Raw genomic sequence first — 15,634 nt, 5'->3', positions numbered from 1 at the left:
GAAGAACAGTTTAATTCGATTCACAGGGTGAGCATTACTCGCCCTTTTTTAATGGTGAAAATATGCGTTTAAGCGATGGTAAAAAGATTGTGGCGACTGTGCCAACGGGTGGTTTTAAGAAAGATGTACCTTGTCTACTTGGAGCTTTATTAGTCGTTCCCAACTTTACGGCAGCTGCTGGTGATACGGCGGTGTGCTATACACAAGGTCATTTTGATGGCCCGATTAAAACGGGGGATAGCGTGAGCTTTGAATCTGAAGCGGCTTACTTCAAAAATGGTGAGTTTACCAAGACAAAGCCCACGGCATCGGGAGACCTGTCTCAACCGGTTGGGGTTTTCATTGATAGTGGTGTGCTGCTGACTGGCGGCGTACTCACTGAGTTTGTGACTTAACGACTCGTGATGAGCGAGTTCGAATCGGCTCGACGTCTTATTCGTGAATCTATCCAACGCTGTTTTGGTCGTCCTCTTTTTGTGATGACACCACAAGGGAAGCAGATTGAAGTGATCGGATATATCCGACGTCACGAGAAAGGTGTGAATCAAGTGCATTTACTGGCTACGGATTCTGAGCTCCCCGAAAGTTGTACGTTGCTTTATCGCGATAAACGCTACCGGCTAGTTTTTGATGCTGCAGCTAAAAGCCCTAATGCCACAAGTCAGCTCATGAGGGAATATGTTCTGGTATTAGATACCCAAGGTGCGAAGCATGAGTGGTCTGAATTCTAGCCGTTCCCAATTGCTTTTAGATACTGAGTTTATTCGTCGTTATGAAGCGTTTGAAGAAGAAATTCCGAAAGCGGTACTTCGAGCGGCTTCGCTCACCTCTAGATGGTTACGAGGTGTATCTATGGCAGAGCTTGGCTACGAACTTAGTATTGATAACAAAGCCCTGCGTTCGCGATTTCGAGTGTACAAAAACGGTCGTGTGTCGAAGTTGTGGATTGGTGTGCGTGACATTGGCGTTCACCGACTGGGGAAGCCTGTTCAAAACCGCTTGGGCGTCCGTGTTGGTGAGCATTTCTTTGCTGGCGCGTTTATCTCTCCGATGGACAGCGATCAGCTTTTGGTATGGCGAAGACGTGGCAAGGCAAGAACCGTCATCGAAAGAGTCGAAATCGACATTGCGGATGATGTGGATTCGATTGTTGAGAACTACTTGCCTGATATTAATCGTAAATTTGAGGCGTTTTTTCATCGTGAATTCAAATACGTTCTTTCGATCGCCGCGTGAGTGGGTCTTAGTGGTGGTCAATCACTTAGAGCAGCGGCTTGCGCTTAAAGTCGATACGGTTTATCGACGCCAAGCGGTTGAGTTGGCCAATACCACTATCAGTTATCACATTGGCGAAGCCGAGCCGATTAATGAATATGCCAACGATGGGCGTCACCTTCATGATATTGAATTGAGGTTCTTGGTTGAAGTGCCTATCTCCATGGATGGCTTCGATTTGGAAGCGTTGGATGCTTCAACGCGTGTCGAGCGTGAATTACTGCATGAGCGATTTGGCGCTCCGAGTGATTTGGATGGCGCGATGGTGGTGTCTAATCTACCGAGTAAGTTTGATCCACAAAATGGTGTGTTTGCACGAACCGTGACGATGAAACAGCGTATTCGATTAGGCCCAGTGGAAGAAAGCTGGCATTACATAGACGGGGGCTGCGAACATGCTAGCCAAGCTTATAAAACATGTGAGCGCATTGGAGAAGAAGGTTCTTGAGTTACATGAAGAATTAGAAGAGAACAATCGCGCGTCAGCCAATCTACTGCGCTTAGGCGTTGTTGTGAAAGCCGAGGCAAATACCGTCGATATTCAGACAGGGGGTAATCTAGTAAAGAGGATCCCTTTTTTTGTGCTTGCTGCAGGAAGAGTTAGCCAATATCGGCGCCCTTCAGTTAACGAGCAGTGTTTACTGATTAACTTGGGAAGCGGAGACAGCTTAAACAATGCCGTGGCGTTAATGGGATTACCCTCTACTCAATTTCAAAGCCCAACCGTCAAAGGAAATGAGGTGATGACCGATTACGGTAACGGTATGTCAGAGCTTTATAACCTCGATGACGGCTCTATTGTCTGCCGGTATCCAGGGGGCATGAAGATCTATGGTGATACTTGGCAAGACGGGGATTACCAAGCAACGGGAGAGGTCACCGATCATACTCGTTCGATGCAAGCTGACCGAGAGATTTATAACGAGCACGATCATCCAGGCATACTCCCTGGCCCTGCGAAAACCAAGCCAACGGAGCAACAGCAATGATTGGTATTGACCCCAAAACAGGAAAAACCGTAACCGGAGCTAGTGCCTTGAACTGTCGTTTTGCAAAAGTATTAACGACAGAGGTCAGTTCACGAGTAAAACGTCGAGGTGTTGGAAATCGAGCGGTCTCGCGTTTGGGAAAACAGCAGACACCCACCGAATCCATGATAGTTCAAAATCTAACATTAGAGGCTTTGTCCAACCCATTGAATGGGTTAACGGATTATCAAGGTATTCAGTGCCAAGCAATCCCACACTTGAATGGATTTAGAGTGAAAGTCTCGGGAACATGGCGCGGGGAACCTCTGCAATTGAGTGGTGCATTATGAGTAATAAACCTCAAGCTTTCAGTGAGCCTAACTTTGAATTTTTGCTGAATGAATACATCAATTTTGCGGTGGAATATTGCGCTCAGCGAGATGAAGATAAAGCGAAACACTTACGTGAGGCCTTTAATAATCAAGGTGAGCTTCTCGCTCAGGTGACACAAGCGTTTGTCTTAAAACGAACCGCTGAAATACGAGAGCAGAATCATCAAGCTTTGCAGATGTTTCGTAAGTACGTGACAGATACCGAAATGGTAGATTTGTTGGCGTTGCAATACAGTTTAAAGCGTCAGGTCATTGAAGCCGGTGATGATACCGTTTTCCCCGCAAAGCCTGCGGTCATGGAGTCTAATGAAAGTTTGCTTCAGCGTTTTGATTTAGCGCCTTTCCAGTTTCATACCACCGGCACTCGGCTTGGTTATCGTTTTCATGCCATGACTTTAGAAGAGCGACCAACCATTGCGGTGAACTCTGAAAAAGATGCTCTGGTGATGCGTTATGAGTTTCCTGAAACATCCTTACCTAACCCTATCAAAGATGCGCAAGCCAGAATGGTTGCGCCTAATTCAGGCAAAGTTTGTGTGGCGTTGTTAAGTCGTACATCACTCAATGGTGTTCCAAGTTCGACCTTGCTTGAAAGAGCAAGACAATATTTAAACCGTGATGACATAGCGCAAGAGTCGGATGAGGTCACGGTAAAAGCGGCAACGCCTAAATCTTATCAAATTGAAGTGACGCTTTTTACAGGAGCGGATCCCAACAATGAGGTAGAAAAAGAGTCGGCGGTCGCTGTGGCTTGGCAGTTTGCCGAGAAAGCACAAAGGCTTGGCGGCATCATTGACCGGGAAGAAGTGGCACATATTTTTTATGAGCTGGGTGCGAAACGGGCCAAGGTTCAAGCACCTGTAGTTGATGTGGTGTGCGCTTGGGATGAAGCGCCACATTGTACGGAGGTGATTGTGAATGTCCGATCCGAATAAGGTGTTTCTATCGGTCCAGCCCAATAATGCTTCTCTTATTGAAGAGGCTTTGGAGTTTGCTTGGACAGAGCTTATTCAATCCAGTTTTTGTCCATATCCCAATCTCAAACAACCCTTACTGACGGATAAAGCCTTCGTGGCTTTGCTTGCTGGTGAGCGAGGTGTAACGGATTGGCAGCCAAAAGACACACTAGAAAGTCAGCGTAAAACGGTGGATAAGGCGTTTGATATTCATCGAAAAGCAGGGACGCGATTTGGTTTGTCTATTGCCCTGGATGCGATTGATTGTGATGTGGAAGTGACACCTTGGCATCAAATGGAACCAAGATTAGCGCCTTACCATATTGAATGTATCGCATGGCAACGAAACCAGCCGCTTGATAAGGCGGCGACAACCCGAGTCTTAAGCCGTATTGATAGCACTAAATCTGAGCGAGACACGGTTGATTTGATCATGGCGCTTGGTGCTGATTCTGGGTTTGAATTTTCAGCGGTGAAGCAAAATAGCGTCATTGCGAAAGACGATCATTGCAGCGGGACCATTAAAGCATCTCCGGAAGTCCAATATTCCTCCTTTTTATCTGGTGTCGGCTATCACGTGACGAGTTTTGATGACTTTGTGACGGGCGACGTCCCTGATATTTCACCAGGCTTTGCTCCTTTGTATTGGTGCGCAGCCACACGCCTAATTTTCACAACTGATTTTGAATTTGGAGCAGTAGCATGAGTTATGTCGTGCAATACACCGATGCAGGGCTCGCTGAGCTTATTAGCGCTCGCAACCAAGGGCTAAAAGGGGCGATTAAATACATTGCCGTGGGTGACCGTAGTTATACACCGACGACAGGTCAGAAGGCGTTGAAACACGAGCTTCAACGCGAAGTCATTTTAGATTGGGAGGAGCTCAGCCCAACACAATTGAGAATGGGTGCCGTATTCAAAGGTAGCCAAGAATATGAAGTTCGTGAAGTGGGGTTCTTTTTAGAATCCGGTACTTTGCTAGCGGTGTATTCCGCCCCGAATACATTGCTTACCTACAAATCGGCGAACTCGAGTTGGTTACAAAAGTTCACATTGGATGTGTCGCCATTGCCGAGCAGCAGCGTGACAATCGAGGTAGGTACCGAGAATGTGAATTTACTGATGTCTGAAGAAGTGTTGACTGCTGCTATCGCAACGGTCTCTTTAGGAACAACACAAATTAAAATAGCTCATCAGCATTTGTTGCTTAGTGAGCGCCTGAGAACGGAGCTGGGTTAATGGGTATTGAACAAAAGATTACAGATTTACAGAAAACCTCGGCAGAGCAGACTGCAGCTTCGCAAGCGTTGTCGCAAGAAGTTGCAGGTAAAATGGGGGAGATAGATAAGGGGCTAAAAGAATCCAAGGCAAAAGTAGATGGGTATTTAGCCTCTGCCCGGTCTGAAAATTCGATTTACCGTCAGAGTCGAAATCAAAGCTGTATGTTGACTGAAGGCAGTTTAGATTTCTTTGGTAAAAACTCTCAGTTTGAAATTAATACCAGTCTTTATCGCACTATTACCTCCGGTATTGAATGGGATGACCGAGATAGTGAAGAGCAAGAAATTTTGACCTCAATGGGGATGAAAAATCATAAGCACTTCCAACCGACGCAAATAAGAGTGATGAAACTAAAGTGGGACGGTTTTGACTCGAGTAAGCATAGTTCTTATACGATGTATCCAAATCCTGTAGGTAATGGAAGCGGGACATTAACGATTGGAAGTTACGCTAAATTAATTTCGGGCTCTATTCGTGGGTGGTGGTTAAATGGCGTTAATGGTGAATGGGGCCTCTGTGGCCAAAATAGCCAAGGGAAACCTGGTCGGTATATACATGCCCACCCTTATGTAGACTCGGTTGCGGGTGAGGTGCTTTTCATATGGCCAGCCATAGTCTCGGGTTATATAACTATTGATCGATCGTCACCACAATGGGGTTTTTGGCCCTGTATTTATGAAGAAAGTCCTTATGGAGCAACAGTAGGAGGCTAAGTATGGACATAGACATGATTGATTACACAAATGATCTACTGGGTTTGAAAGACATAAATGAAAGATGTGAAGCTCACATTATTGCGTCTTTTACCATAGGTAAGCAGATGACCGTTGATCGTATTGGCTCTGAAGAGGAGAAAGCGGCCATGTATGACTTTATAGATCGCTGTCGAAGCTGGGCGAACTCTGAGAGTCCGAAAGTAAGCGATTTATATGAGCTACAGCCGTAGTCAAATTTTATGAATTATTAGGCTCCTTATTTTTTAGTAAGGAGCCTTTTTTATTGGAGTTAAGTACGGTGCAGAAATCCAAAGCGAAAACATTGGAATACCCGATCATCAAAGAGTTTCGACTGAATGGTCGTTGGGTGTATCCAAGTGAAAAAACTATCCACCTTCTGCCTCAACAAACGGCCTTCCTTATCCAAAACGGAAAAATAGGGCCAGCAATTGAAGTGAAGGTGTCGTCTAAATCCACGGAACAAGAGGGCAAATAATGCTCACGCCAATCCAAGATTTTGAGCTCAATGGGGTAGAAGTTAACACCATTGAGCCTCAACCAAGCATGGGGCCACTCGCATTACAGGTGGTTCACTTAACCGGTACCGCGCCAAATAAGAGTATTGGTTTGAGTTATAACGAGCCAACGCGTTTATGGAATTACAGTCATGCGATGTTATCGCTTGATAGCGTTGGGACCAGGCAAGGCACATTGCCTAATGTGGTTCGCTACTTACTTGAATACGTTAAGTGCGTTGTGTACGTCACGATTGTGGAAGCTAATGCGAACGTATCCGTCACTGAGGCGAATATCATCGGTGGGGTAAACAGTTCTACAGGAGCGATCACCGGCCTTGAAACCGTTAAGGCGTGCGCAGAAACGCCAACCATCATTGCGGCGCCAGGTTTTAACTCGAAAGCCGTTGGTCAAAAGCTCGCCCTCATTGGTCGTGATGTTCGTTGTCGTCCGGTTCTTGATGGTCCTAATACTAATGATATGGAAGCTGCAGAGTTTGCAGCTGAATTTGGATCGGAAGGGACGGGACAAGATAAGCTGTCGATTATCGACCCATGGTTTTTGAAAACCTATGACGGTGTGCAATCTCTTATGCCTGCTTCTATTGCTTTGGTGGCAGCGATGGCCTCGGTTGAAGGTTGGGAGAGTCCGCAAAACCGAGGGGTACTTTGTGATGAAACTGCTCGTAATGTTTCATACAAAATTAATGATAAAACGACTCAAGCCAATTTCCTGAATAAGCATGGTGTTGTGACGATTGCTCGCACACGTATGGGGGGAGTGTCTATTATCGGCAACCGCTCTAATACCGGGCGTTTTCTTTCCCATGTCGGTTTGGAAGATTTGATGGCGCGTAAGCTTGAAGAAACCAGCCAACCATTGATGGGTAAACAGCTCACCGAAGAGTTTATGGGGCAAGTTGTTGACCGTCTAACGAATTGGGGCCAAAACTTAGTCGCTCAAGGTGTCATTCCCGTATTCGAAGCATTCCTGCATCCAAGTAAAAATAACCTAGAGAACTATACCTCTGGGCGTTGGTACTTGTGTGTCAACTATGGCCGCTATGCTCCAAACGAACACATGGTTTATGAGATGAGTGTGGACAACGGCCTTATTGAAGCATGGTTAGAGGAGGTCGTTAATGGCTGATCGTATTCGTATGCGGATCTCGGCTCAGGTTGAATCTGTGCCGCTGATGAACGAAATAGTGGAGTTCACTCCGGTTGATATCAAAACCAAGACGGTGTCTAACGAGGGCTCGTTTGTCCAGTCTGAAGATGTAGTGGGCTTTGAGCCGCTTAAGTGGACGCTTAAAGTACGTGGTGATCACCAAAAAATCCAAAACGCACTTGGCCGCTTCTTTATGGATAACGCTCAAGTGAACGTGACGGAAAAAGGCAAAGGCACCGACCAGACGAAGTACCAAGAGGTGTACTCGATGTATGGACCAATCACCAACATCAAAAAAGATGCAGTGAAGATGGGCGAAAAGCCAACCGTGACCATCGAAGGAACCTGCAAGGCGTACAAACTCACTGATACGGGGTCAGTCATTCACGACATTAACGTGAATACAGGTAAGACCGTTGTTGGTGGTGTTGATCTAATGGGAACTGCTGGTATTGGGTAATTACACTTGTAACGTTCGTTACGATTTAATTGAAGTTTATGTCGAAATAGGGGGCTTGCGCGATCTGGAAAGGCGCTTATCTTAGATATTAGTTACAGAGAAATTGAATATATAAGGTATGAAATATGGCGCCTAAGAACGATGAAAAGGTTAATAAAAAAGAGAAAAACGATGAGATTGATATTGCGTGGGACGCAATCGAAAATGTCATTGTGAGTTTACAAGCAATTTCATCAACACTTGGCATCACCTTAGAAGGGAAAGAGCGAAGTAATGAAGATTATCGCGCAATTCAAGGCATGATGCAGTTAGCTGACTTTCAAGAGCGCAAGCTAAGTAGTTTGGTTTGCCAGACTCACTAACTTTACCCAATCAAAACCTAAGCCTCCCAAACCGGGTGGCTTTTTTTATGGAAAAATTTCATGAAAAACCAAAGCAAACTGACTTTCTTCTTGCGTGAAAGCGTGGCACTTAAAACTATTCCTGTTGCGCAGTTCCGTAAGCTGCCGCATATCGAAGCCGAACAAGAACTCACGGCCAAACAGCTTTTCGAACAACGCAAAGCGGTGATCATGGCTTGCAGTGATGTGGCCAAAGAAGAGTTCGAAACCTTATCGGTACCTGACTTCAATCAGCTTTATGACGACATTTGTGATTTGATTCTAAAACCATCAGATGAACTGCGAGGCGAACAGCTTAACGGTAAGTCGTTAGAGCTTACCTTGCTGCATCCTTTCGAGAATGAAGTGGGTGAGAATATTAATAAGGTGAAGTTTGCCATTCCTAAAGTAGCGCATTCTGAAGCGTTGGCAGACATAACTGAAGATCGAGCGCGCGAAGATTTTATGTTTGAGGTGATCACAGGCTTGCAAACATCCGATCTTGATTTTCTCTCAATCAATGATTATTTGGCGCTAAAACCGCAGGTGGGCGCTTTTTTTCAACAATCGGCGGCGTACTTTCGCCCGACGACGTTGAGAGCTTAATCGACCTTATCCCAATGCACCGAAATACATCTGAATCTGAGCTAAGGCGATGGCCGCAAGATATCGCGGTGCGTCGTTATGAGCTCATTCTCGCCAAACTTGGGGTGAAATAATGTCCGAGAAAATTAACCTCGTTCTTAATACCACCGTAAATGGTCTTGAAGACATTGCTTCAACGACAACAGCTACAGAGCGATTAACTGCCGCACTTGAAAGCCAGCGTGGCGAGGTGATCTCACTTAATGGCAAGCTCAAGCAGCTAAATGGTTTTGAGTCTGCCAGTAAGCGAGCGGCTAAGTTGGCAGGTCAGCTTGATGATGCCAAAACAAAGGTGACTCGCCTTAGTCAAGAATTGGAAGACAACAAACAGCGAACTTCAGGCCTTCGGGTTGAATACAGTAAGACACAAGCGGAGATAAAAAGCCTCAACTCCCAAATGAAAAAGGCTTCGGGCGAAGGGGCTATTGATTTAAAGAACCGGTTATACGAAGCGCAAAAACGGCTAGATTCGTTCAACGATGAGATTCACCACGGCAAGGTGAAAACCAATGAGTTGAATGCGGCCTATAAAGCGGCAGGCAAACGGGTTACCCAGCTAACTGATAGCCAAAATAAGCAGCGCGACAAACTCAGGGGGTTGGGTGCTGCGTTAAAAGAGTCGGGGATCAATACTGGCCGTTTGAGTGATGAGCAAAGAAAGCTCGAAGCTCAGGCAGAAAAGGCCACAGCTGCAATCGCCAAACAAAATCGTCACTTGAAAGAGATGAAATCAATTCAATCACGAATTGATACTCGCGATGCAAAACTGAGCGAGATTGGTGGTAAAGCGACGTCGCTTGCCATGGCTGCTGCGCCAATAGCGGCCACGGTATGGTCGGCAGTTAAAAACGAAAGCTCGTTTGCTGATGTGAAAAAGGTGGTCGATATGACCCCTGAAGAAGCAGACGCTATGCGTAATTGGTCGCTAAAAACCTCCACTGAAACACCGATGAGCGCCAATGACATCAACGCCATGTTGGCTGCTGGTGGGCAAAGCGGAATCAAAGACAAAGCTGAGTTAAAACAGTTCGTGCTCGATTCTGCCCAAATGGGTGTCGCTTTCGATATGGAAGCAGGCCAAGCGGGTGAAACCCTCGCGGTATTTAAAGCAGCATTAGGGTTAGATCAAAATGGTGCGATGGGCCTTGCTGGCCTTGCCAACCATTTATCGAACAACTCGAATGCGAAAGCTAAAGACATTGCAGGCGTGATGGCTAGGCAAGGAGCGTCTGCCAAAATGGCGGGGTTCTCCGCTAATGAAGCCGCGGCGCTTTCGGCGTCGATGTTGTCTGCAGGTATGGGGGAAGAACGTTCTGCAACCGCACTTAAGAATATCTCAGGTCGCCTAACTCTTGGCGGCGCAGCAACCAAAGCGCAGCAAACCGCGTTATCAACCGTAGGTTTCGATTCGGTAGATCTCGCGGCATCAATGCAAAACGATGCTTCGGGTACGTTACTGCAAGTGCTTGAAGCCATAAAAGATGCGCCATTAGAAGAACAAAGTGCGTTAATCACTCAAATCTTTGGTGAAGAATCTAAAGGGGCTGTGGCTTCACTGGCGGGTAACACGGATCTCTTTCGTAAAACACTTAAGTTAGCTAAGCAAGGGCAAGACGTTCATATTCAGTCATTACAAGACGAATATGAGGCGCGAATAAACACCAGTGAAAACGGTATTTCTCAGTTCATCAACAAGGTGAATCGTTTAAGCGTGATCATTGGTACCGCTCTTTTACCCGCGCTCAATTGGGTACTTGAGCCATTAGGTGATGGCATCAACCTATTGGCGGATTTTGCCGAAGCTAACCAGGGCGTTACTGCTGCGGTTGGAATTGGTGTTGCTGGCTTATTGGCGTTCAAAGGCGCGATGTTAGCAGGCAAAGCCGCCTCCCTTATCTTTGGTAATACTCTCGATAAAGGGCGTTTGTTTCGAAAGGGCTTAAACCGAGAGACGCAGCAGAGTGGCCGCGCAGCGGCATTTGCAACTAAGCAATTGAGTCGGTTGAATCAAACCATGATGAGCATGGGATCTGGAGGCAGAGGAAGTAGTGGGCGAGGTGGCGGCTTGGGTGCTAGTGGTAGACGGTCAAAAAGTCGAATGCCTCCACGCAAGTTACGTTCACGAAACCCATTAGCGCGAGCCTACAACATGGCAAGTACTATGATGACCTCTAATAAAGCGGCATTACCTTTGGCATTGGGTGGGGGAGCATTGGCCATGACGCCGACGATTGCCATGGCTCAAGACGGTATAGGGTTGGCTGGAGATATTGCACAAGGCGCGGGGAAGATGGGGCTAGGTAAGTTACTCAGGCCACTTGATATGGCGATTAGTGCCGGCAACATTGCAACGGCGGTGACCGAAGGCGATACCAAAACTGCATTGGCCGAAGGTGGTGGGTTACTTGGCAGCATGGGTGGAGCCAGTCTTGGAGCGACTATCGGAACCATGATTTTTCCTGGCGTCGGTACCGTGATAGGTGGTTTAGCCGGTTCGCTATTAGGCGATCTTGGTGGTGAGTTTTTAGGGGGATGGTTTGGCGATAAGCTGGATTCACCCGACGACAAGCTCATGGCCTCGGAAGCCGTGTCTGAAAAGTTAGTTGAGAAAGAAAAAACCGAATCTCTCATTCGACAAACACCCAATGTCACCTTTAAAACCGACGTCGCTATTCAAACCGTACCAGGCATGAATGAACAGAAAATTGCGGCTCAGGTTACCGCTCAAATTGACCAACAAATGAAGTCTCAATATGAATCTTTAACGGGGCTTACCATCGACGATTCCATTAGCGTATCTGCTATTGATAGAGGTTAACCATGCATCATTTAGTGATTGGAGAGTTCGTGTTTTCGGTTGGAGATAAAACACCCATAACGAAGTTTGATAGAACCACGGCGGGCGCTTACTCAGAAGTCGGCCTCATTGATAATGCGCGTTCAGAGCGAACGGGCAGACCACTTGAAACGATAGACATCACAGCAAAATGGCTTCAATACAGCGCTGCTAAATCAGTGGATGCGATTCGTGCCTTGATTGATGAGCCTCAACAAGTGAGTGATGGTCAAGGTTTTAACCTTGGCCGTTGGACGATTAAGCAGATTAAAGAGGGGCGCAGTGAGCTGATCCACGATGGTCGAGCCATGGTGACTGATATGTCTTTGCAGCTACTGGAGTCTCGTGGATGAAAATATTTGCTCGTAAAGGGGAATTAATCACCGATTTACTTTTTAAACAAACAGGCCAAGACAGTGATCAGTTAGAGATCGAGTTTTATCGCCTTAATCCGCATGTTCGTGGTGATGTCTTTACTGCGGATACCAATGTCCATATTCCTGAAATATCCACTGTGAAATCCACTCAATCTGTTACGAGGTCTTGGGATTAATGTTCAAACTAGTAGGTAAAAATAGCGAACTGTTATTGGCTCGTCTTAAATCCTGGCGCCTATCTGATGGCAACGGGATTGAGGGGGATAGTCTTTCTTTAACGATCAATTCTGATGACATTGACGGCATTCCCCCGAAAGGTGAGAAGTACTCTGTGTATTTGGGGGAAGTGCTACGTGATGAATTTCAAATATCGAAACGTTCAATCAGTTTACATCCACGTGAAGTTGTCTTAGTGCTATCGGTCGCCCCATTCAGTATTAAAGATGAAATCGGTTATCGAGAGCGTAAGTCGATGAGCTGGGACAACACAACACTTGCTCAAATCGTCGCGGATAATGTTGCTCCTCATGGCTTTCAAGCTTTTGTTCATCCGAGATTACAAAAAATTGAAATCGAGCATATTGATCGTACTGATGAAAGTACACCGTCATTCCTTTATCGACTGGCCAAACAATATGATGCCGTCGCCAAGCCTATCGATGGCCGTTTCATCTTTGCTCCCAAGGGAGAAGCAAGAAGCGCAAGTGGCAAAGATATTGAAACCGTTACCTTGTCACAACCTAGTGGTAATAACCCGCAGTTGCCCAATTTCACCAATGTGAGTATCGACCTCGACGGCCGAACGGATGTCACAGGCGTGAAAGCATTTTATCTTTCGACTGAGAACGGCACTCGGCAAGAAATCAGAAAAGGGAAGGCACCGTTTAGATCGATTGGTAAAGATAAAAACAGCCAGCAAGAAGCTGAGCAGGCATGCGCTAGTGAGCTAAGAAAAATGCAGCGAGAGGGACGAAAGCTCAGTATCGAAGCACCGCCAAATCCTGCTGTGTTTGCTGAAGGACTATTGGTTTTGGATAGCTCTTTCCCTGTTGTATTCCAAGGCACGAGCTCAATAGATAGCGTCTCGATTTCGGGTCAAGGCCTGCAGCCAAGACGAATGAGCATTAAAGCCACCTTAACGGGAGAGTAGGATGATTACGTTGAATTCTGGTGTTCATCATGTTGCGACCGTTCGCTGTAAGATTTCTGATACCCAAATTAGAAAATATGCGAGAGACCCGAGGGTTAAGCAGCTCAAAGATGTACGTTATTCGCTGTATTACATTTTTGGTAAAGACCGTCAAAAAGGCAGTTGGCGGTTATTCTCATACCAAAATACTAAACAAAGTAGTGTTGTCTTTGCCCACTTTCCCAAAACGTCAGCATCTCAAGCTATTCAACTAGTCAAAGACAACAATGAAAACAACACCCCTCTCGTGCGCCACCATTTTCTGCTGTTGGTGACGGATGTGTTGGAGTGGCATATTTCGAGACAAGAAAAGCTTGGTCGACTTGAAAAAAATCGTTTGATAGCTATTCGGAGCATGTTTAATGCCCATTTATATTCGATGTTTGATGGTGTAGAGGTCACGGCTTTGTCACGAATGGTGATTGATGACTATTTTGTGGTGCCATTTCTTCAAAGCGGATATTCATTAAGCTATGCCAAAGGTTTGTTTCAGCTAGTTAAAGTTGCATTTTCTACGGCGTATTCAATGAAAAAACTGTTTTCAAACCCGATGAGCGATATGCGGTGGACCGATTTTGTTAGCCAGTCCATTCGGCCTAAACCGCCCAAATTAATGCCGATGAATATTTTGGATACTTTAAATTCAATTAGGCATGTTGAGCCTATACCTAAGGCGTTGTGTACGCTGATGTTGTACCACGGAACTCGGATAGGAGAAACTCGGTTAGCTAAGTGGTCTCATATTAATTTTGAGACAAAGCAATGGCTCATCCCGGCGGATAATACAAAGACAAAACGGTTGATCATCTATCCATTAACTGACGAGATGATTGAGTTTCTTAAGTCCTATAAGGCGTGGCTGTTGGATAACCATTACAAAGGAAAGAACTTATTTCCTTTGTGTAAAAGAGATAAAAGCCCTCTCCATCGAGCTCAAGCCTGCAAATTGGTAAGAGCCGTAAGCCGTGGAAAATGGTCGGCTCATGATCTGCGAAAGCTAGCTAGAACAATTTGGGCAGATATTGGTGTGGACTATTTTATTGCTGAATCATTATTGAACCATGCGAAAGATAAATTAGACGTCATATACATCCACTCTCAAGTTGAACTTCAGAAGAGGGACGCGCTCGTTGATTACCATAAATGGTTAAAAAAGTGCTGGTGAAGCTGCGTATGACCTGCATCTATAGGTTGGGTGTTTTTGTAGAAAGGTTATTTAAATCAATTGTTAAAGTGATTTTCATTCTATGTCTAGGAGGAGTGTAACGAGATGTCGTTTTTATGCCAAAACGAGCCAGTTAATGAGGCTCTTATAACTATTGCGCGTCAAGTTCCTCATCAAGTCGGGTTGGTAAAGTTAAGCAAGACTCAACTACGAGTTCTTAAGGTGATCAACGTTGGTGAAGAGGTGACTGCATTACAAATTTCGGAGCGATGTGATTTGTCGACGAGTTGGGCTAGTAGCAATTTAAAAAGGATTTGTGAGAAGGGGTATTTAAACCGAAAAATCATAATAAGAGATTTTGGAGGAACTGAGTTCCAATATCTTAAGCTGTGAGTTTTGACACATGTTGGTTAGAACTTATAGGAACCTAGAGGGATATCATGTATTTTTATAGCAATTCATTATATTAAAATCAAAGAGATAGCATGGGCTGTAAGACTATTGGGACAAGTTGGTATCCGTTACGTGAATCTATGTTTGCTAAACGAGCAGATAAAACTCTCGTTAGTGAAAAAAACAGTGGGCTTCCTAGTGATCTCCATGAGTTCTTTGGCATCGATACAACAGTGAAAAGACAGGTTGTCGAGCTGGGAGTCAACGGTAAGCTGATAAGCGCAAATGTTACGCAAAAAGACCCATCTAGGTATCAAATAGACCTAAGTTTGATTATTGCTGAGTTATCTCCTCTGAAGTTCGAAATTGACAAAGAAGTACTGATTTTCGAGAAGCATGCATCCAAAGTTGAGGTGCGCCTCTCTAACCTAGATTTGATATATCAAAATTACTTTTTTAAGAGCCTGGAAGAGTGGCACTCGAAACGTCTTCAGTGGGCAATGCAGAAACAGGGTGAAATCGTACCTTGGAAAGATATAAATCAATCTGACTTCATGATTTGCTCAACGGCGAAAGGTATATATAAGCCCAAAGGTATGCCTTTTGCATTGTCAGTAAAGCAAACGTTAAGTAGTCCATATGCAGATGAATTACCCGTTTATGATGAAGATGGGAATTGGAGCTATAAGTATTACCAAGAAGGTGAACCAAATTCTAAGGCCGATAATTATGCGACCAACCAAGGTTTAAATTACTGCAAGCTAAATAATATCCCTGTTGTGGTTTGCATTCAGGAAGCTAAAAAGCCGCAATCTGTAACTTATAAGATTGTGGGTATTGGTCGAGTTGCGTCTTGGAAGGATGGAATTTTTACCATTCAAAGTATCAACACTCTCAGGCTTTGTTGCGTAATTC

22 protein-coding genes and 1 pseudogene are annotated in these 15,634 nt (G+C 45.3%); all 23 read left to right on the top strand.

Annotation, left to right across the window (positions count from 1 at the left end):
* The first annotated feature begins 62 nt into the window (after positions 1–62).
* A complete protein-coding gene (locus tag BCT49_RS04880) occupies positions 63–395 on the top strand; it encodes a capsid cement protein (protein ID WP_102434365.1) in 333 nt (110 codons plus the stop codon).
* 9 nt (positions 396–404) lie between these two features.
* A complete protein-coding gene (locus BCT49_RS04875; RefSeq protein ID WP_017100927.1) occupies positions 405–731 on the top strand; it encodes a hypothetical protein in 327 nt (108 codons plus the stop codon).
* On the top strand, positions 712–1,236 hold the full coding sequence (locus BCT49_RS04870; RefSeq protein WP_017078635.1) for a hypothetical protein: 525 nt from the start codon (positions 712–714) through the stop codon (positions 1,234–1,236). Before BCT49_RS04875 ends, BCT49_RS04870 begins: the two co-directional genes overlap by 20 nt.
* 10 nt (positions 1,237–1,246) lie before the next feature.
* Positions 1,247–1,723 carry a hypothetical protein gene (locus BCT49_RS04865; RefSeq protein WP_102434364.1) on the top strand — a complete coding sequence of 159 codons (477 nt, stop codon included), beginning with the start codon at positions 1,247–1,249 and terminating at the stop codon, positions 1,721–1,723.
* A complete protein-coding gene (locus tag BCT49_RS04860; protein WP_241908035.1) occupies positions 1,671–2,264 on the top strand; it encodes a baseplate assembly protein in 594 nt (197 codons plus the stop codon). Before BCT49_RS04865 ends, BCT49_RS04860 begins: the two co-directional genes overlap by 53 nt.
* Positions 2,261–2,593, top strand: a complete 333-nt coding sequence (locus BCT49_RS04855; protein WP_004733471.1) for a hypothetical protein — start codon at positions 2,261–2,263, stop codon at positions 2,591–2,593. Before BCT49_RS04860 ends, BCT49_RS04855 begins: the two co-directional genes overlap by 4 nt.
* Positions 2,590–3,570: a baseplate J/gp47 family protein gene (locus tag BCT49_RS04850; RefSeq protein WP_102434362.1), complete on the top strand. Its 981-nt coding sequence runs from the start codon at positions 2,590–2,592 to the stop codon at positions 3,568–3,570. Before BCT49_RS04855 ends, BCT49_RS04850 begins: the two co-directional genes overlap by 4 nt.
* The gene (locus tag BCT49_RS04845) at positions 3,554–4,297 is read left to right on the top strand and encodes a phage tail protein I (RefSeq protein WP_102434361.1); all 744 of its coding nucleotides are present in this window, start codon (positions 3,554–3,556) and stop codon (positions 4,295–4,297) included. Before BCT49_RS04850 ends, BCT49_RS04845 begins: the two co-directional genes overlap by 17 nt.
* On the top strand, positions 4,294–4,830 hold the full coding sequence (locus tag BCT49_RS04840; RefSeq protein WP_102434360.1) for a phage tail protein: 537 nt from the start codon (positions 4,294–4,296) through the stop codon (positions 4,828–4,830). Before BCT49_RS04845 ends, BCT49_RS04840 begins: the two co-directional genes overlap by 4 nt.
* The gene (locus tag BCT49_RS04835) at positions 4,830–5,585 is read left to right on the top strand and encodes a hypothetical protein (RefSeq protein WP_102434359.1); all 756 of its coding nucleotides are present in this window, start codon (positions 4,830–4,832) and stop codon (positions 5,583–5,585) included. The genes BCT49_RS04840 and BCT49_RS04835 overlap by 1 nt, the downstream gene beginning before the upstream one ends.
* Before the next feature lie 2 nt (positions 5,586–5,587).
* Complete coding sequence (locus tag BCT49_RS04830) at positions 5,588–5,818, top strand: hypothetical protein (protein ID WP_102434358.1); 231 nt, start codon at positions 5,588–5,590, stop codon at positions 5,816–5,818.
* 53 nt (positions 5,819–5,871) lie between these two features.
* On the top strand, positions 5,872–6,084 hold the full coding sequence (locus tag BCT49_RS04825) for a hypothetical protein (protein ID WP_241908034.1): 213 nt from the start codon (positions 5,872–5,874) through the stop codon (positions 6,082–6,084).
* Positions 6,084–7,253 carry a phage tail protein gene (locus BCT49_RS04820; protein WP_102434357.1) on the top strand — a complete coding sequence of 390 codons (1,170 nt, stop codon included), beginning with the start codon at positions 6,084–6,086 and terminating at the stop codon, positions 7,251–7,253. Before BCT49_RS04825 ends, BCT49_RS04820 begins: the two co-directional genes overlap by 1 nt.
* Positions 7,246–7,734, top strand: a complete 489-nt coding sequence (locus BCT49_RS04815; protein ID WP_102434356.1) for a phage major tail tube protein — start codon at positions 7,246–7,248, stop codon at positions 7,732–7,734. The genes BCT49_RS04820 and BCT49_RS04815 overlap by 8 nt, the downstream gene beginning before the upstream one ends.
* A gap of 125 nt (positions 7,735–7,859) precedes the next feature.
* Entirely contained in the window at positions 7,860–8,096 is a 237-nt protein-coding gene (locus BCT49_RS04810; protein ID WP_016799292.1) for a hypothetical protein, read from the top strand.
* A gap of 60 nt (positions 8,097–8,156) precedes the next feature.
* Positions 8,157–8,720, top strand: coding sequence for a hypothetical protein (locus BCT49_RS04805; protein ID WP_102434355.1), 564 nt, complete (start codon positions 8,157–8,159; stop codon positions 8,718–8,720).
* 112 nt (positions 8,721–8,832) lie between these two features.
* Positions 8,833–11,577: a phage tail tape measure protein gene (locus BCT49_RS04800; protein ID WP_102434354.1), complete on the top strand. Its 2,745-nt coding sequence runs from the start codon at positions 8,833–8,835 to the stop codon at positions 11,575–11,577.
* A gap of 2 nt (positions 11,578–11,579) precedes the next feature.
* Positions 11,580–11,948 carry a phage tail protein gene (locus BCT49_RS04795; protein ID WP_004733483.1) on the top strand — a complete coding sequence of 123 codons (369 nt, stop codon included), beginning with the start codon at positions 11,580–11,582 and terminating at the stop codon, positions 11,946–11,948.
* Complete coding sequence (locus tag BCT49_RS04790) at positions 11,945–12,148, top strand: hypothetical protein (RefSeq protein WP_102434353.1); 204 nt, start codon at positions 11,945–11,947, stop codon at positions 12,146–12,148. The genes BCT49_RS04795 and BCT49_RS04790 overlap by 4 nt, the downstream gene beginning before the upstream one ends.
* Positions 12,148–13,122 (top strand): contractile injection system protein, VgrG/Pvc8 family, encoded by a 975-nt coding sequence (locus BCT49_RS04785; RefSeq protein ID WP_102434352.1) that lies wholly within the window; start codon positions 12,148–12,150, stop codon positions 13,120–13,122. Before BCT49_RS04790 ends, BCT49_RS04785 begins: the two co-directional genes overlap by 1 nt.
* Position 13,123: 1 nt before the next feature.
* On the top strand, positions 13,124–14,326 hold the full coding sequence (locus BCT49_RS04780; RefSeq protein WP_102434351.1) for a site-specific integrase: 1,203 nt from the start codon (positions 13,124–13,126) through the stop codon (positions 14,324–14,326).
* A 105-nt stretch (positions 14,327–14,431) separates the two neighbouring features.
* Complete coding sequence (locus tag BCT49_RS26095) at positions 14,432–14,719, top strand: MarR family winged helix-turn-helix transcriptional regulator (RefSeq protein WP_102434350.1); 288 nt, start codon at positions 14,432–14,434, stop codon at positions 14,717–14,719.
* Positions 14,720–14,811: 92 nt separating this feature from the next.
* Positions 14,812–15,634 (top strand): annotated as a pseudogene (locus tag BCT49_RS04770) (HNH endonuclease); the annotation flags it as partial.

It is taken from the genome of Vibrio lentus, from assembly GCF_002875945.1.
In the GTDB taxonomy this organism is placed as follows: Bacteria; Pseudomonadota; Gammaproteobacteria; order Enterobacterales; family Vibrionaceae; genus Vibrio; species Vibrio apostichopi.
This window is presented reverse-complemented; position numbering and strand designations above follow the sequence as displayed.

Excerpts from the sequence above, each read along its gene's own strand:
- BCT49_RS04880 (WP_102434365.1), top strand. The coding sequence starts at position 63 with ATGCGTTTAAGCGATGGTAAAAAGATTGTGGCGACTGTGCCAACGGGT.
- BCT49_RS04875 (WP_017100927.1), top strand. The coding sequence starts at position 405 with ATGAGCGAGTTCGAATCGGCTCGACGTCTTATTCGTGAATCTATCCAA.
- BCT49_RS04870 (WP_017078635.1), top strand. The coding sequence starts at position 712 with ATGAGTGGTCTGAATTCTAGCCGTTCCCAATTGCTTTTAGATACTGAG.
- BCT49_RS04860 (WP_241908035.1), top strand. The coding sequence starts at position 1,671 with ATGCTAGCCAAGCTTATAAAACATGTGAGCGCATTGGAGAAGAAGGTT.
- BCT49_RS04855 (WP_004733471.1), top strand. The coding sequence starts at position 2,261 with ATGATTGGTATTGACCCCAAAACAGGAAAAACCGTAACCGGAGCTAGT.
- BCT49_RS04850 (WP_102434362.1), top strand. The coding sequence starts at position 2,590 with ATGAGTAATAAACCTCAAGCTTTCAGTGAGCCTAACTTTGAATTTTTG.
- BCT49_RS04845 (WP_102434361.1), top strand. The coding sequence starts at position 3,554 with ATGTCCGATCCGAATAAGGTGTTTCTATCGGTCCAGCCCAATAATGCT.
- BCT49_RS04840 (WP_102434360.1), top strand. The coding sequence starts at position 4,294 with ATGAGTTATGTCGTGCAATACACCGATGCAGGGCTCGCTGAGCTTATT.
- BCT49_RS04835 (WP_102434359.1), top strand. The coding sequence starts at position 4,830 with ATGGGTATTGAACAAAAGATTACAGATTTACAGAAAACCTCGGCAGAG.
- BCT49_RS04830 (WP_102434358.1), top strand. The coding sequence starts at position 5,588 with ATGGACATAGACATGATTGATTACACAAATGATCTACTGGGTTTGAAA.
- BCT49_RS04820 (WP_102434357.1), top strand. The coding sequence starts at position 6,084 with ATGCTCACGCCAATCCAAGATTTTGAGCTCAATGGGGTAGAAGTTAAC.
- BCT49_RS04815 (WP_102434356.1), top strand. The coding sequence starts at position 7,246 with ATGGCTGATCGTATTCGTATGCGGATCTCGGCTCAGGTTGAATCTGTG.
- BCT49_RS04810 (WP_016799292.1), top strand. The coding sequence starts at position 7,860 with ATGGCGCCTAAGAACGATGAAAAGGTTAATAAAAAAGAGAAAAACGAT.
- BCT49_RS04805 (WP_102434355.1), top strand. The coding sequence starts at position 8,157 with ATGAAAAACCAAAGCAAACTGACTTTCTTCTTGCGTGAAAGCGTGGCA.
- BCT49_RS04800 (WP_102434354.1), top strand. The coding sequence starts at position 8,833 with ATGTCCGAGAAAATTAACCTCGTTCTTAATACCACCGTAAATGGTCTT.
- BCT49_RS04795 (WP_004733483.1), top strand. The coding sequence starts at position 11,580 with ATGCATCATTTAGTGATTGGAGAGTTCGTGTTTTCGGTTGGAGATAAA.
- BCT49_RS04790 (WP_102434353.1), top strand. The coding sequence starts at position 11,945 with ATGAAAATATTTGCTCGTAAAGGGGAATTAATCACCGATTTACTTTTT.
- BCT49_RS04785 (WP_102434352.1), top strand. The coding sequence starts at position 12,148 with ATGTTCAAACTAGTAGGTAAAAATAGCGAACTGTTATTGGCTCGTCTT.
- BCT49_RS04780 (WP_102434351.1), top strand. The coding sequence starts at position 13,124 with ATGATTACGTTGAATTCTGGTGTTCATCATGTTGCGACCGTTCGCTGT.
- BCT49_RS26095 (WP_102434350.1), top strand. The coding sequence starts at position 14,432 with ATGTCGTTTTTATGCCAAAACGAGCCAGTTAATGAGGCTCTTATAACT.